We start from the raw sequence: 18,247 nt of genomic DNA, 5'->3' as shown, positions 1-18,247 counted from the left end.
TTTATTTTTGTTTAATGATTGTTGTTAGTTTAATCGACTCAGAATTAAAAGTCAATTATATTTCTAATTATATTCTAATGTTAATAAAATCTCTTATTTAATAAACATTTCATTCTCAATCACATTAAAAGGAAACCTTTTCATAAAAATATATTAAAGTTTCATTAAAAAATGATAATTTTATCATTTGTTAATTGTTAAGTATTTCGTTCTTAATATATCACTAGGTAAAGAAATCAATCCTTTATTTAATCATTAAAATCAATTTTTATTATATTAAAAAATCGTTTATATTCTTCGTTATTTTATCGATATATAAACAACCCCCCACTATTTAGAGAATAATGAGGAGCTTGTTTAGCTTTATATATTTTTAATTACTTTTCTCGTTTTTTCTTCTTCAAACCAGTTAAACCAAGGATACTTGCCAGAGCAACAAATGCGAATCCTAATATAGAACCACTATTTTGATCATTACCAGTTTGCGGAAGAATATTAGCTTTTGACTTTTCTTTTGATGAAGTCTGAGTTAATTGGTGTGAGATAAAGTGTTGATTTGAAACCTGTTGTTTTTCTTGTTCAACCGGTTCAGTTGGTAATTGATTACCAGACATTACCTTATCACCATTATTTGTTGGTGCTATTGGTTTAGCCGGTACTGATGGTTCAGTCGGTTGTGCCGGTTGAGTTGGTGTTACCGGTTGATCAGGATTAGTCGGTGCCGTTGGCTGATCAGGCGTGATTGGCGTTACCGGCTTATCAGGTTCTACTGGTTGATTATTCTTAGTGTATTCAATCTCAATACTCTGATTTTCGTCACTAGGGATAACCAATTCAGCTGGAATAGAGACCTGACTAGCGGTATAGCCATTAATTTCTGGAGCCGGATATGCTGGCCATTCATTACTGCCATCAACTTGCCAAGCACTATAAGTTGCCTTGCCAGTAACCGCGTCAAATGTTGCCGTCCTGGTAAATTTAACAGTCTGTGTAATTATCTGGCGTTGTCCATCCGACAGCTTAACAGTAATAGTTCGTGTTATCTCTTTAGTTAAGGATTCCATCTTTTCGTAAGTAGTTGATGGATTACCAGGAACTTTTCCTGTTGGAGCTTTTTCTCCCGGTTTTACAGTAATCATTTGATGTTTGATCAAAATGACAACATCTGGAATTCCATCAGGAGTAGTCATGACTGTTGCTGGAATTGATTGGCCGGGGACAAGTTCCCAACCTGCTGGCAGAACTGGATTAATCGCAACTGCCTCACCTGTTTTACCTTGAAGCGCAGTTCGTGTAATTTCATTACCATTTTCGTCACGGTAAATGATAAATCCGGTCTGTTCGTTAGGAATGTAGTTAATTTCGACAATACTGTCACCACTAGCTGCTGTGACATCTATCTCAGGAACAATCCGCATATTTGTCGTGTACCCTGGTACGGTTGCAGGAGTAAAGGCCGCAAATTTACCATGATCCCATTTAACGTCAGTAACTTCGCCAGTGACTAAATTCTTAGTCCCAGTTCCGGTTAAGACAACTGTTTGCACGGTTTGTTTATCACCACTTGGCAGGTGCTCAACGATTATCCGCGTTACCGTCTTATGCTCTTGAACTGGCACAGTAACTGGCTCAATCACGATCACAGTTGTCCCGCCAGTAATCTTTACTGAATGAGGAAGGTCGCCAGTTGGTTGCCAATTAGTCGGAACTTCTGGCTTGAAGGAAACATCACTGTCTTCTTCACCAGTAACAGTTTGTGTATGGATTACTTGACCATTTGCATCTTGGTAACTAATAATTTCTTGGCCTTCCTGTGGTTCCGGAATCTTATCGTACGTGATGTCAACCGTTTCATTTGGTGTCTCAGGATTTACCGTCATTGCTGGCACAATCTTTTGACTAGGTACATAGCCCGTAACAGTTGTAGGTTGATAACTAGCCCATTGCGCAGTGCCTTGAGGAAGCCATTCAGTGTATTTAATTTCACCTGTTACTTCATCAAAGATCGCTGTCCGGGTAAATGTAACTTTTTGTGGAATCAACTGTTCTTCACCGCTTGGATATTTAATATTGATCGTCCGCGTTGGGGTAACTGTTAGTTGTTCCATTATCGGGTAGTTCTTGGATGGATCACCTGGAACTTTACCAGTCGGAATGTCAGTCGCAGGAGTTTCTGGAGTAACAACAACCGTCCCATGTTCAACCTTAACTATTATCGTTGGAATTCCGTTTGAAGTTACAGTAACAGTCTTTGGAATTTCTTGACCGGAAACTAATTGCCAGCCGGCGGGGATTTCTGGAGTAATAGTTATGGTTTCACCTGTCTTACCAGTGATTGTTGTTGATCCAATTTCCTTGCCAGCTGCATCTTGGTATGAAATTTTACCTGTTTGTTCATTAGCGATGTAAGTGATATTGACAGTCTCATCTTGTTGACCGTTCTTCACTTCAACAGCTGGCACGATGCTTTCACTTACCGTGTAACCAGGAATATTTTCTGGAGTATATGCATCCCATTTAGCCGTTGACCATTCACCATAAATTACGTCACCAGTAACATCATCGTAAGTAGCGTTACGGTAAATCTTAGCTGCTTGAGGGATCGTCTGCTTTTGACCATCTGGCTTAGTTACAACAATCGTTCTCGTAATCGTCTGGTTCAAATCATTTTCATGTGCCCCATCAATTACTTTTCCGGTTGGTGTCTTTTCACCGTCTGGAACTGGATTAGTATGATCAACATTGGTTATGCCATGCTTAATCTTGATAGTAGTAATTCCATTTTCAAGCGTAATTTCACTTGGCACACTGCTTGGATCACTTGCTACCCAACCAACAGGGAATTGAGGAGTAAATTCAACTTGGTTTCCTTTAAGCTTTCCACCAACTGAGGATGCACTAATTACCTTCCCATCAGCATCCACATAGTTAATAGTTTGGCTACTATTTTCCAAAGTAAATGTCGCTGTTGAACTAAAGGTAATATCGTAATTTGGATTTTCATTCCGAATCTGATTGATTGCATCCCCACTAAGCTCAACATCATAAGTTCCGGCTTCAGTTAATTGAGCTGGATGACCATCTTTACTAAAGATAAAGTCACTTGTCGTCAACCTTGTAATCGTTTGACCATTTACCACCACCGTGTAGTGACTAGGATCAAGTTCTAAGTCTTGCGTAGTTTGAGAACCACTTAGCGTTGCCGTCGCCTTCGCAGGAATAATTGCTAATAATCCCTGGCTACCGTCATAGCTGTAGTTGTAGTTACTGTCAGTTGCTTTGATGGCATCAATGCCCGCTTGACTTAGCTCAACTTTATAAGTGCCTATATTTATTGGACTACCAATAACTTGAATATCTTTGTCAGTTAATTGGTAAGTTTGACCATTAGAAAGTTTAACTTCATAGTTACCAGGATTTACGGCTACTACGCTTCCTGTATAAGTAGTTTCTTGACTACCACCAAAACTGATAGTTGCATTTGCCTTATTAATTGTGACACTAGCTAAACCATTGAAGTTCCATGTGTAATTATTATTAGTAGCAATCTTACTTTGACTAGAATCTTTAAGCTTCAAGTAGTAAGTACCAACATTTACTGGGTTAGCAATTACTTTTCCATCTTTATCAACCCACTCATAGTCGCCAGCAGATAGAGTTGGGGCGGTAAGATTTACACCATTGTTCGTAGAAATAGTGTTAGTAATCTTATCAACATTAATTTCTGGAGTTTGGCCGTTGTAAACCACATCGTAGGAGCCTGAAGTAGTTACATCTGCGGTAGCTTTTTCAACTATAAAGTCTACCGCATCATTATTGTAAGTATAGTTATAATGGTTATTTTCAAGCTTTCGAATTTGACCTAAGGCTGCCTCGGTTAATCTTACCCTGTAACTACCTGCATTAGTTGGAACAGGAATTTGATTACCTTGGTCATCTACAAATTCAAGATCTTCAGACTTCAAGCCATAAGTTTGACCATTTGATAATTTCACACTAATGCCGTTAACAACGCCATCAGTAGTTGGAATTACTACTTGGTTACCTGTGTAAGTTGTTGAAGCTGAACCGTCAAGAGTAATGGTTGCAGTTGCCTTTTCGATATGATAATTACCCGCGCCTTGGTAAGTCCAAGTATAGTTGGCATTTCCAGCAATTGCATTTTGAACTTTTTGCCAACCAGTTTGGCTCAAGTGAACTTGATAAGTGCCAACTTCACTTGGTGCAGAAATCACTTTTTCATCTTGCAAGAACTCGTAATCGCTTGCCGTTAATTGCAAATCACTCGGCAAAGCAATGGTCTTTTCATTTGGATTATCAGTAGTGATTTCTGGAATAAAGTTAGCTGGATTAATTGTTGCCGGATTACCAGTCCAAGTAATAGTTTGATCACTAGTATTTGGCAAAGTAATCACAGCATTAGCTTGACTAATAATATAAGTATACTCACCGTCAATTGCACCAGTGGCAAAACTGTAGTTAGGGTTAGCAGCCTGAATCTTGGCAATTGAGTTATCCTTAAGCTTCAAGTAGTAAGTGCCAGCATTAGTTGGTAAGCCAGTCATTTCAGTGTAAGCACCGTCTGCATTCTTGGTGTACCAAGCGTAGTCATCAGCGGTTAAATTAGAAAGATCTAAGCTTTGGCCATCAACTAACCCACTTGGCGTCCAAGTAATTGAATTAAGAACATCACTAACCGTAGTTTCTTGACCATTGTAAACCTTATTACCATTTCCGCCTAAAGTATCAGTAGCTGCTTTTTGATTAATTGTGTACTTAATCGTGCCACCTGCCGTATTAAAGCTGTAGTTAGGATTATCCTTTTGCAATGCCTGCAGAGCAGAAGGTTTCAAACGTGCTTCATACGTGCCAGCATCAGTTGGAATCGCATCTAGCTTCTTACCTTGGACATCATACCAATCAAAATCACTGGCAGTAATGTCTTTCATTGATAATGGGCTATCAGTAACAAGATCAGTAGCGCTAATCGTTAAGTCATTTACATCTAAACTAGCAGCCTGACCATCGTAAGTCTTTTCTTGATCATTACCAGAAATAGTGACATCAGTAATTGACTTAGGAACAATTTCAAAAGTAGCTGAACCAATAATGGCGTTCTCAGCAAATGCTACATTTGATTTACCGTCTTGACCTGTACCAGCGAAAGCACGAATATAATTTTCAATATTTGCAATACCATCCTTGGTTAACGTAATGGTGTACTTACCAGCATCAGTCGGAGCAAAACCATTTTCTGTACTCCAAGTATAGTCACCAGCTTTAAGAGTATAAGTCTTATTACTAATAGCAACACCTGGATAGTCGACAGTTACCATAATTTGACCATTACTGTTGACTTGAGCAGTTGTGACTGGCTTCCCAGTATAGGCTCCAGAATTAGAACCAGTTAACTTTCCAATTGCATTGGCTTGATTGATTGTATAAGTATAACTGTAGCCATTAATTTCATTAGGAATTGCGAGGTCAGGATTAGCAGAAGCTAAAGCAGCGATTCCCTTTTCATTTATCTTAAATGTATACGTACCAACATTGACTGGGAAACCTGTAACTATCTTGCCATTTGAATCAGTAATAGTGTAATCATCCAAAGTCAAGGTGTCAGTATTAAGCTTCCAAACTTTACCATCACTGTCTGTTGCCTTAAGACTACCAACTATAGTAGACAAGTCAATTTGCACAGCCTGTCCAGTATAAGTTTGACTACCACTAGCAGGATCTGCTTCGAGCTTAGCAATATTGCGTGCCTTAATTTCAAATAAAGCACTACCCCCAAAATTGTCAGCTAAAATCTTCATTGCACCCTGATAATCAGAGTTATTAGCCATCCAATTGTTTAAGTACGTTATTACTTTGTCTTTATTCAAAGTAATGGTGTAAGTACCCACTTGGCTTGGTGCCGTCTTCAATAATTGACCATTACTTTTCCAATTATAAGTGCCAGGATCCAAAGGTAAGTTAATAGTATGCCCATTAGCAGATACACCAACATAAATCAATGGTTGATTGGTAGTTGGATCTTTAGAAACTAGTTCATCAAAACTTACTGGTTGATCATCATAAATTTTCCAATTTGCACCATTAAGTTTAATTTCAGGTGTAATTTGGTTGATATTAAGCGTACCAGTACTATTGTCGTATTGATACTTCACGTTATCAGTTGACTGTGTTGCTAGCTTCTTCCAGCCATTTTCAGTTAAGCGAACATGGTAAGTTCCAACCTTAAATGGATTAGTTAAAGTAGTGCCATCTTGACGCTTAAATGATGTAATGACATTACCATTATCATCAACAAATTCATAATCACTAGGAACTAAGTGAACACCTGCTGGTAGAGTCAAAGGCTGACCATCATCACGAACAGGATTGGTAATTAATTGATCCCCATTTTTACCACCATAAACAACAAACTTAGGTACAAATTTAGTTGGATCAATTGCTACACCCTGGTTATCCCAATCAGCATTCTGAGTACCGTCGACTTCAATATGAACTACTTCTGGATAAATCGTGTACTGGAAGTCACCGACTTTAAGTTTGTAGTTAGGGTTGGCATTATCAAGTTCTTTTTGGCCCTTAGCATTTAATCTTAAGTTATAAGTACCGATATCTTTAATTGGGTTAGTTTGATTACCCTGTGTACCGTAATCTACAGTATCATCGAACCACCAGTCGATACCATCGATAGTCAAGCCATCTACACTATAACCAGCATCAGTAATTGCTTTCTTATATTGAGCAAACTGTTCTTCTGTCAAGGCAGCTGATTGTGCATCAAATGTTTTACCAGCTGAGCCTTCAGTAATATTGACATTTTGACGCGCAATAATTAAATCAGCTGATTGTTCCAAACATTCTGGAACAGTAAAGTTTATTGACAATTTACCAAGTTTTTCAAGACCCTTGTTATTTAAATAAATCTTGTAAGTTCCGGCATTAGTTGGATCAGTTACTACCTGGCCTTGAGCATTCTTAATAGTAAAGTCATTAGCTGTTAACGCATTGACACCTGTTGTTGGAATAGTTGGTACAGTCAAACCGTCTGCACTTATTGTTACGTTAACGCCGTTAGATCCACCGATGTTGATCGTCTTAGCCTTACCATTGTAATTTTCATTTTGAGTGCCATTGACAGTAACTGTCATCCGGACTGCATTGATGGTATATGAACCTGCAAAGTTAACAGTCCAATTTATATTTTGCTTCGTGATGTTTCCTTGAGCGTCTATTACGTTACCAAGTTGCTTGATGTGATTTTCACCAACAGTTGTTAAACGAATAGTGTAAGTTCCTGCATCAGTAGGATCAACAACTACAGCCCCTGCTTCATTTACATACTCATAGTCACCCTCTTGCAAAGAGTAAGTTTTGCCCTTAGCACCTGGATAATCGACATTAACTGTAATATCTTGTTTGCCAATTGGCTGTGCGTTGTATGTGCTACTGTTAGTAAACGAACCCGTAGCAGTGCCCTTAGCAGCGGTAATTACATAAGTCGCATAATTTTGACTCCAATTGTAATTATCACCATTATTACCAGTTGTATCTTCAATCTGCTTAATCATGTATTCATTCAATCCAACATAGTAAGTACCGACATCAGTTGGCTTGTTTGCTAATTCAATGTAGCTTCCATCCACATTCTTAGTATAGAAGACTAGGAATTGCATATCCCCAGCATTCAAGTATGAACTATCACTATAAATATTTGTTGTTACTGTGACAAAGTACTTGTCATGTTTTAAGACTGCTGGTTGTCCAGTATAAGTCTCAGTTTGACCACCAGATAAGGTAATCGTACCAGTACCCTTAGTGATTTCATGTGTAGCACTTGGAGATAACTTATAAGTGTAGTTTTCTGTACCAAATTTTTGTTCCAAATCACTAATAGCTGCGGCAGTCAATTGAACATCATACGTACCAATATTAGATGGTGTACCATTCTTGTAAGCTAAATCAGTATTTTTCAAATTATAAGTTAAAGTTAGCGGTTTACCATCTGTACCATAAATAGTTTCAGCAGGTGTGATTGTCAATGTATAACTGCCCGCACTTAAGTCATACTTACCAATAACAGAACTAGGAACCTTACCATCTTTATTAATCAAAGATACTGTCAACTCGTTCTTGTTTACAGTGTAGTTAGCGGTCACTGAACTGGCAGTAAATTGGCCATTATCCACTGTAACATCAGAGCTGAAATCATAATTGCTACCTGTAGCTCCATTTGCAAACTCTTGAAGTTTCTTAAGTCCTGCAGAACTAAGCCGCACTTGATAAGTACCAGCAGTAGTTGGTGCGCCATTAACGAACTCAAAGTCACTTGCATCCCACTTAATACTATCAAATGCATTTTGATCGTCACTAAGAACACCACTATTTTGGTTACCAGAAACTGGTCCAAAGCTAATTGAATAATTTCCATCTTTGAGTGAAACCGCTTGACCATTGTAAGTAGAACTTGGTGTTCCATTGATAGTAAATGAAACTTGACGGTGTTTTACAACATACCAAGCGTTAGTGTTTGGATCATTTGATAACTTGTAGTCAGAAGGTTGAACATTAGAGTTATCAATTACACTTTGCTTTACCTTAACTACATATTGGCCAGCATTTAATGGTAATCCGTTCTGATCAGTTGGAACACCATTGGGCACTTCAATAGTCAAATCATTCGCAGTTATCTCAATATTATGTTTATTACCAGCTATATCAGTCCAAGTTAAAGTGTAATTACTTGGATCAAGTGCTGGCATTGGATTTGAGCCATAGTTGACAAACTGCTTACCAGTAAAAGTAACATTAGATTCCTCAGCATAGATCGTGTAACGAGCATAAGTGTCGCCAATTACAAACTTGTAATTCTTATTTTGATCATTCAATTGATTCAAAATTGAATTCTTTAGTTGAACATAATATGGATTATTTTCTTGATTGGTAGAATTAGCTGCTGTTGGTGTTTGACCATTCTTATCAACTACTTCTAAATCATCAGCTGATAAAGTGAACTTAACATCACCAGGAGCAGTAGTTGTAGTATGGTCACCCCAAGTTAAGGTTAAATTTGAAATATCAGATACTTTGGCTGGTTGACCATTATATATTTGAGATGAATAACCATTCAAAATTAAATTAATAGTCTTTGGAGTAACTATAAAGCTTCCATTAGTAAACGTTAAATTGTAGTTATTGCCATAAATGTCTTGTAATTGCTTCTTATAAGCATCACTTAACGCGATAGAATAAGTTCCAGCATTAGTTGGGGCCCCCGTAACAAAGGCTAAGTTAGCTGCAGTTACATTTGTTGAAGTAGTCTGACCTGGTAATTGAATAGTGTAACTACCTTCACCAGTTGAAGCGGCTTGACCGTCGTAAACATGCGTACCGGTACCATTAAGAACAATTGTTGCATCTGCTTTCTCAATGGTGAAGTTAGCCATATTAGCTGTCTTATCAAGAGTGTATTGGTAATTTTCGCCATCAATCTTATTTATATTACTTAAACCTACTTGTGACAAAGTTACCTTATAATCACCAGCATTTACTGGAGCATTAATGTATTCACCGTTGCCATTAACAAAGGCTAAGTCACCTGGCTTAAGAGCGTAAGTTTTACCATTGCTTAATGTAACTGTAATACCATTTACTGATCCATCACTATTAACTGGGAAATTAGCTGCTCTCCCATTGTAAACCATTGAACTTTCACCATTTAGCTTGATAGAAACTTGAACCTTGGTAATTTCATAACTACCATTTGTGTTATTAGTCCAAGTATAATTGGCCGTATCTTTTTCAATCTTATCCAAGCCACTTTGTTTCAACTTAATAGTGTAATTACCGACAGCAGTTGGGGTAGCAATTGCTTGACTGTTTTGGTCATAGAATTGGAAGTCACTAACTTCTAATCCACTAGCAGTCAATATTTGACCATTGTTAGTTGAAATTGTAACAGCAAAATTAGCTGGATCAAGAACAGTTGGCTTACCAGTCCATGGCGTATTTTGGTTACCAGTAGTAAAGGTAATTATTGCCGTCGCCTTATCAATAATCCATTGCCAACCGTTGATATCGTTACCAGCACTATCTTTAGCAAAGACAAAACTATAGTTTGAGTTAAGCTTGTCCATGTCACTAGTGGTCTTAAGGCGCAATGTGTAAGTGCCCACATTAACTGGAACAGTAGTCATTACATTACCAGCTGAATTTACCCATTCAAATTGATCACTGGATAAAGTTGGGTACATCAGCTTATCGCCATTAACAAGACCAGCCATATTGAAGTAGCCCTTCATAGCATCACTGCTATAATTAACCGAAACACCTTGTCCATTATAAGTAACGTGCTTAGGCTCACCAGTAAACGATATATGAACTTGAGTTGGATTAATAACATAAGCCTTAGCGTTGTTCGTTACATTATCACTTGTCCATGAGAAGTTAGTGTAAGAACGCTTCAATTCGGTGAATATACTATCACTTAAGCGAACTTGGTAAGTGCCGACATTCTTTGGAACACTAGTTGTCCATTGGCCGTCAACATAATATTCAAGATCACCGACTTTAAGTGTTACTGTCTGACCACTAGGCAAACCAATACCACTGATTGTCAATGTGTAACCTGTAATGTTATGTGCTTGACCATTATAAGTATCAGTTTGTCCACCACTAAGAGTAATTGTGCCTTTAGCGGGAGTAATATCAAATTGATAATACTTATTATAGTCAATAGTTACATCATAGTTGGTATTATCACGCTGCAAAGTATCAATACCACTATTGGTTGATGTTTCTGGCAAGATACCAATGTAGTAAGTACCAACATTGATTGGAGTTTGAACTGGATTGCCTTGTGCATCCTTACCAGTGAAGACAGAATAAGTTCCATCAGCATTCTTGACGTACCATTGGAAGTCAGCCTTATCAAAGGTATTAGTGTTTAGAGTTTCACCATTTACAAGACCATTAGCTTCTAAATGCTTAATTAAGTCTTGCAGAGGCATTTCAGCACCGCTGCCTGTATAAACAGATGATGATTGGCCGTCTAGATAAACAGTGAGTGGCTTTTTGTTAATCGTGTAGGATGCTTGTCCAGTAACTTGTGCATTATTAAAATCCAAGTTACCTTTCAAGTAGCTGTAGTTAGGATCTTGGTTTACCAAATCCTCAAGAGTAGTCCTTACTTGATTAACTTTAAGTTGGATAACATAAGTACCGACATTCTTTGGCGCGTTAATTTTAATGCCATTGCTGTACCAGTCATAATCCCCTGTGTAATCCATATTAGGATTGAAAGTATAGGTTACTTCAGTGGTTCCACCACCTTGTTTTGGCACAGTTAATTTAATTGCAATCGTATTGTCTTTATCTTGCTTAATTAATTCAGCGAAAGTTACTACTTGACCATCGTATGTTTTAGAGCCATTTCCCCTTAAATTAAGATTTGGAGCATATTTACTAATTGTCAAAGTACCGCTGCCCGTATCAGCTAGCTTAACATTGGCAAAGTTAATATTAGGGTTAGCTTGTTCAATTCGATCAAGACCAGCTTGGGTTAATAGAATAGTATAAGTACCAGCATTAATCGGTCCAGAGATTTGACCATTTTTATTGATGATTGAAACAGTTTTACTTGTTGAGTCTACAAATTCAAAGTCGCCAGATTGAAAAGTATAATTGTTTAATCCTGCAAGCGGCTTGCCATCTACACCTTTAATTACAATTGATGGCGCAGTATTAAAACTAGCATTGTTTAAAACAGCTGAACCATCGTAGGTCTTTTGAACACTAGCATTAAAGGTAACAGAACCCGCTTGAGCTTGATTGATTGTGTAAACAAATGCTCCAACTTTTGAAATATCATAGTTAGGATTTTCTTTATCAAGTGTGGTGATAGAGTCATTGTTCAAAATCAAATAGTAAACCCCTGCATTCACTGGTTGACCTTGAAATTTGATATATTGGTCGCCGCTCTTGGTGTACCAAGCATAGTCATTGGCAGTAATACTGTGATTTAAATTAAAGTCTTTGCTATTACTTATATCTCTTCCTGCCCAAGTAATCTGATTATAAATACTTGTACCATTGATTGGTTGACCATTGTAATCACGTTCATAACTACCGCCGATAGTCGCAATAGCTTTTGCCTTATCAATAGTGTACTTAATCGTGCCACTTGCAGTATTAAAGCTGTAATTTGAATTAATAGTCTGTAACTTCTTAAGACCAGTAGAATTCAACCGAGCTTCATAGCTACCCACATCAGTTGGAATAGCGTTAAGCTTATTGCCCTTAAAGGTATACCAATCAAAGTCACTAGCAACAAGACCTTTGGCTGTTAGTGTACTACCAGTACCACTAATTGTTAAGCCAGCACCATCTACACTAGCTCCTTGCCCATCGTAAGTTTTTCTTTGATCCCCTAAAACAGTAACATTAGTAATTGGTTTAGGATTAATAATATAGGTTGCAGTACTGGTAAAGGTTGAATTACCCTGAGCATCTACCCATTTAATACTGTTATTACCAAATTCTTTTATAATATCCTGCTTACCTGGTTCCGACCAACGTAACTTATAGGTGCCTGTATTAGTTGGCATTTCGGTCGTCCAAGTTTGACCATTATCAGATGAAAATTCAACATCTCCAGCTTGTAACTTATAGACATTCTGAGTTGGCCCTGTAATTCTAACATGGATTCGATCGTCACCATTCCCATAATTAAGGTCATCAAGAGTGATTGGACTGCCAGTGTAAGTTGACTCATTAGTACCTGCCAAAAATGCTGTTGCAGTTGCCGTATAGGTTATATTAATTACAGTCGGAAGTGTATCGATAGTAACAGTTTGAGCTGGAATAGGTCCCCTGTTTGGAATATTTAATGTTGTTTCAGTAGTTGTCCCATCAGGATGAGTAACTATTTGTTTAATGACTTTCGTATAACCATTAGGAACCGGTATATTGTTGTAGCGTCCCCACTTACCTGTATTCCAGCCACTCCTATCAAAGCCATCAAATACTACTCCGCTATCATCAGCATTTACTTTAACAGGTCTAGTAATCGTAGCTGATTGTGTCGTAGTTTGGGTAACTGAAGGAGTTCCTGGTTTGTTAACTGGCGTGAGGTTAATTACACGGTTAATAGTTTTTTGCGTCAATGATTTAGGTACATAGTAAGTCGTCAATTCGTTACGAACATACCATTGAGGAGCATTATTAGTAGTAAATACTGTATTGGAATAATAATTTGGAGTAGCAAAATTTACAGTAGTATATGTGCCTGTAGAATTTATGTTTGCTACTACATAGTCATTGCCAGCATCGGGAGTAGTAACAGTACATTGTCCATCTTGTGCTATATTCCACTTTCCAGAAATCACATGGAAACCTAAGTTGTTCTCATCACCAACCGTCTTATCCCAAGTCCAACCTCCATAAACCACTTTATTGGTTGAAGCATTAATAGTCCCAACTTGTTTGAAGAAGACTTGAATCTGCGCGTCGGGTGCAACTGATTGGCCATTCTTATCACCACCTGCATACACAAATTTAGCGGTTATTGTTCTAGCTTCAGTTTTATTTGGAACATAGAAAATAGTATGAACAGGTTGAGCTTCATAAAGAGGTGCAGCCGTAGTATATGCAGTTGAGCCTTTAGAAATATCGCTGGTATCGCCATCACTACCATTCCAAGTAGGGAAAACAAATTGATTAGCTGGAACTTTATTAGTATTTGTAGCAGGACCACCAGTGTAAGCTGTATATCCATCTAAGGTTGGTACATCAGCAGTTACTCTAGCCCATTCTTGCGGTAAATTAGTCCAAGTACCAGATACTACATGATAACCAGGTGTATTACTATCACCTTTTTTAGTATTCCATTGCCATGGACCATACGTAACAGTTCCAGTTACCAAATCTTTTGTAGCTTGCCTAGTATAGTAAACATATAAAACCGCAGAAGTAAAGGCATTACCATCCTCGGTGTAAGTACCGTCTTCATTAACTTTTGTCTTAACGTAATTTACGGTAACAGTGCGTGTTTCTTGTGCAGCTGGATCAGTATTAGTTACGTCTTGTGTTTTATGAACTAAGTGGACAACAACGTTAGCATAATTTGGTACTCTACTATTAGTTTTATTTACAGAAGAAGCGGAACTTGAATTTTCAGTAGCCTGAGCAGCTGGAATATTTTGTTCACTGGTTATAGAAGTATTAGCTACAACATTTTTCTTCGTTTCACCAGATTGTTGAGCACTCTCAGGCACGGAACTTTGCGGTTGCGCCGATGCAGCTACAGTTGCAGTACTGCCACTTACTTGAGTTGTTGCCGGGGTAGTCGTATCTACTTGGACACTAGCATTTACTACTGCCGTTGCCCCAAAAGCCAGCATAAAAGTAGCACAGGCAGTAATCCACTGTTTCTTTGCTTTGTATAATTTATAATTCTTATTTTTTGGAGTCATGCTCCGTAAAGGATTATTTTTACCCATAAGATCTCCCCCGTCTCTTAATCATTTATCCATCTATAATTATAATCCAATACAAATTCTTTTAAATTAATTTTTTTATCATCCTATTAATTTAAAGGTCAACAAAATTTATCCTTGGCATTGTTAAAAACAAAATTAATAAAAAAAAAACGAATAGTCGCTTTACGCTTAATCCCATCCGCTACCACAATACATTAGTCATTGCTTTTCGTTGTTTCTTTCGGTTGCTTCTTTGCAAATAAGTGATACACGAGTCGGGCAACCAGTGCTTGTAAAACAATCGTTACTACGCTTTGTGCAAGTTTTCTTACCCATTTCATAATTTTAGCTCCCTTACTTAAATCATGCCTTGTAGTTAAACCTAAGCTTCTACCACTTTAATTATACTCGCTTCTTATTAATTTGTTTAATAGAATCTTTTGTCCTAATATTGAATAAAATTATTAATTTTCATAATAATCTTCAATTCATCAATATAAACGTGTAAAAAGCCCCTTTCATTCGATAGTTACGAATAAAGGGGCTTTAAATTACTACAATGTCATCTTTTAGCTAATTATAATTTTATTATTAATTTTCAAGATAATTTAATGGCTTATCAACATTAACCTTTGTTCCTTGATACTTTTTAGCAATCCATTGTTGAATTTGCTTATTATGGTAAAGCTTGACTAACTTCTTATATTCTTTATTATCACGGTTCTTCTTAGCAGTTGCTAAAACATTAATGTTATCCTTCGTGCTTTGATCAACTTGTTCGTGATAAATAGAATCTTTCAACACGTTTAAATGACCAGTTAAAGCAATCGTATTACCGATTAATACTAAATCAGTTGACTTTAATACTCGTGGTCCGGTGGTATCATCAATTTCTTTAAATTGAAGGTTCTTTGGATTAGCCGCAATCTCATTGGTTCCACTTGTTGCCCCAAAGCCCGGCTTCAATTTTATCAAGCCTGCACTTTGTAAGAGCAAGAGACCACGCGCCGTGTTTGCTGGGTTATTAGCGATCGCAACTGTGGCACCATCTGGAATGTCTTTAACACTCTTATACTTATCTGAATATAAGCCCATTGGTTCTAAATAGGTAGTTCCAATCGCCGCTAATTGTGCTTTCTTATTTTCCTTATTATAAGCTTGCAGATATGACCATGATTGGAAAGCATTTACGTCAATTTCACCACTAGCAGTCGCCCGGTTTAAAGCTACGGGATCAGTAAAGCTCTTGACCTTAATCTTCAAACCTTCACTTTTGGCCTGTTTACTATTTGCAATGTGTTGCCAAACCTGGACATCTGGGCCAATCGTTCCAACAGTAATCTCATCGTTGCGGGTAAAACCACCATTAGCGCCCACACTAAGTCCAGCTGCAACTAAAATCACTACTACAATACCAACAATCCACCATCCGGTATGCTTTTTCTTTCTCATCATAACTACCCCTTTACTTTTGTTTTTGCTATTCGTCATAACTAGTCGCAATAGCCAACGGGATCCGACATGTCGTTATTCTCGAGAAATCCTTAGTCAGCGTTTACCAAAATTATTATTAGTCAACCACGTGGCGTTCAAATGGCTTATCTGAAATCCCTTCATCAAGAATCTTCTTTGACCATTCCTTAGCAGAGAATAATGAATGATCACGGTAGTTACCGCAAGATTCAATCGTTGTTCCCTGAACATCTTCCCACTTAGTCTTGTAGGCAATTTCTTCAAGTGAGGACTTCAAGGCCTTGGCAACTTCAGTAGTTGAGTGTTCACCCCACGTAATTAAGTGGAAACCAGTCCGGCAGCCAAATGGGGAACAATCAATCACGCCATCCAAACGGTCACGAAGCAAGCCAGCAAGTAAGTGTTCAATCGTATGTAAACCAGCAGTTGGAATTGCATTTTCATTTGGTTGGACTAACCGTAAATCATAGTTGCTAATCTTATCTCCCTTTGCCCCTTCTTCAACGGTAATTAAACGAACGTAAGGTGCCTTAACCTTTGTGTGATCTAATGTAAAACTTTCAACTTTAGCCATAATAAATCTCTCCTTTTCTGCCTGATGAGAATGAATCTTGGAACTAAAAAATCCCTAGGAACGGCAATCCAACCAATTCCTAGGGACGTTTAATATTCATTAACGTGATACCACCCTAATTTAGCCTTATCTCACAATAAGACCCGCAAGAAGTACATAAAAATACTCCAGCATGGTAACGGGTGCTAATCGCTTGCTGCTAACACGTATGCTCACAGCATCAGTCTGCTCCAAGACCATCTTCATTATTCGTTACCATACTGGTTCTCATCTTTCCTAGCTCTCTGTAATGGCATTAAATAATTACTCATCTTTTCTAAGCAATTTCTAATTTAATTGTAATTATAATATCCTTATCCTTACTAATTGTCAACACCTATTTCAAAATTATTCCCGATATAACGTTCTTAACGTTTTAGCATCATTTTTAGTTATTCCGTTTTTGATGTTTCGTGGGATCATCACACTATGCTCATACTCTGGAGCGTGGGCTAACCCAAGAGCATGTCCCAGTTCATGTTGTGCAACCTCACTTCGAAACTCTTTATTAGTATAGTCTAACTGATTAGGGTCCAAAGTTGAGGTTGCCTTATGCAAGGTATTCGTAGTCGGATCATATTCCGTCCGGGTTGAGCCGAGTTCAGATGTTGTATAGCCAACACCATTGTTTCCCGTATTATTTCGTGCTAGATCACCATCAGCCGTAATAATATTGGCCTTATCTTCGTTCTTAGTCCAGCGGATATGAACTGCTTTCGTCTTATTCCATTTTTTGACCGCATCACGAAAAGCCCACTTTAATTTTGGATCAGCAGTTTCCATGTAAATAGTAATATTCTTTTTCTTCCACCTAAATCCTTCAAGAGGTGTCGGTGTATTTTCTGGGATTCTTAACCGTTCTGCATTTGGTCGTTGGCCGCCATTAGAAAACTGAAAATCATTACTATCAGAAGAATCCTGACTAAAAAATGATGATTGGAAAGGTTGGGAAGGCGCATCTACATCAGCATGGACATGATAATCGCTAATTCCAACCATCCCCGCGACTAAGAGTGCTACTAAAAATCGACGCATTTTTATCATCCCGTTTACGCTTATTCTCTATCACAGTATTTTAGCACGCTTATTGATTTCATGCGTTTATCTTGTCCTTAATTTTTGTAAGTATGCAAAAGAGAGTGAGAAATAACCTCCTCGACAAGGCGATTGGCTAAGCTAGGACGATGATTAGCACGGCACGAGCTGATTATCGTTCGTACCTAGACTCAAGCCTTGTGGTTATTTTCCACGTTATCTTTCTATTGTTCATAAAAGTAGTTGAGGCTGAGAGAAAACAAAAATTTTCACCCGGCCCCTATTGTTTCAATCAGTTTTAAATATTAATCGCGTTCAAAGCCATCCATAATAATGTAAGACTTGATTGCTTCACGCTTATCCATTGCTTCATAAGCTTCTTGAATTTGGTCAAGGTCGAAACTCTTAGTAAAGACCTTACCAGGGTTAATGTCACCATCAAGAACAGCCTTCAACAATACGTCCTTGTCGTAAGTGGTTACTGATGCTGGACCACCGCCGACAATAGTGTTGTTGTAGAATGGCACCGTCATGTCCATCTTTGGGGTATGAGGTAAGCAGCACCCGAATGGCTATGTCGAGCGCCGCGGGAAGGCTGGCCAATTGGGGCGAAGTATTCACGAGCGTGCCAAGGACT

The 18,247-nt window shown here is 38.0% G+C and carries 5 protein-coding genes, 1 pseudogene and 1 other annotated feature; all 6 genes and pseudogenes read right to left on the bottom strand.

Features of this window, described 5'->3' with window-relative positions:
- Window positions 1-377: 377 nt before the first annotated feature.
- Window positions 378-14,510 carry an MBG domain-containing protein gene (locus QOS06_RS03335; protein WP_283595490.1) on the bottom strand — a complete coding sequence of 4,711 codons (14,133 nt, stop codon included), beginning with the start codon at window positions 14,508-14,510 and terminating at the stop codon, window positions 378-380.
- Window positions 14,511-14,704: 194 nt separating this feature from the next.
- Entirely contained in the window at window positions 14,705-14,830 is a 126-nt protein-coding gene (locus tag QOS06_RS03330) for a hypothetical protein (protein WP_003664763.1), read from the bottom strand.
- A 250-nt stretch (window positions 14,831-15,080) separates the two neighbouring features.
- Entirely contained in the window at window positions 15,081-15,944 is an 864-nt protein-coding gene (locus QOS06_RS03325; protein WP_078010082.1) for a MetQ/NlpA family ABC transporter substrate-binding protein, read from the bottom strand.
- Window positions 15,945-16,059: 115 nt separating this feature from the next.
- Window positions 16,060-16,536: an S-ribosylhomocysteine lyase gene (locus QOS06_RS03320; protein WP_003664767.1), complete on the bottom strand. Its 477-nt coding sequence runs from the start codon at window positions 16,534-16,536 to the stop codon at window positions 16,060-16,062.
- A 78-nt stretch (window positions 16,537-16,614) separates the two neighbouring features.
- Window positions 16,615-16,864 (bottom strand) — a binding site (T-box leader).
- A 59-nt stretch (window positions 16,865-16,923) separates the two neighbouring features.
- Window positions 16,924-17,610 carry a matrixin family metalloprotease gene (locus QOS06_RS03315; RefSeq protein WP_283595488.1) on the bottom strand — a complete coding sequence of 229 codons (687 nt, stop codon included), beginning with the start codon at window positions 17,608-17,610 and terminating at the stop codon, window positions 16,924-16,926.
- Between the two features lie 305 nt (window positions 17,611-17,915).
- Window positions 17,916-18,167, bottom strand: a pseudogene (locus tag QOS06_RS03310) (Zn-dependent alcohol dehydrogenase); the annotation flags it as partial.
- Between the last annotated feature and the right edge of the window lie 80 nt (window positions 18,168-18,247).

Origin of the sequence: Limosilactobacillus sp. DJ3M12 (assembly GCF_947381695.1) — a bacterium.
In the GTDB taxonomy this organism is placed as follows: Bacteria; Bacillota; Bacilli; order Lactobacillales; family Lactobacillaceae; genus Limosilactobacillus; species Limosilactobacillus kinnaridis.
Note: the sequence above shows the minus strand (reverse complement) of the source record. Positions and strands in the feature narration are given on the sequence as shown.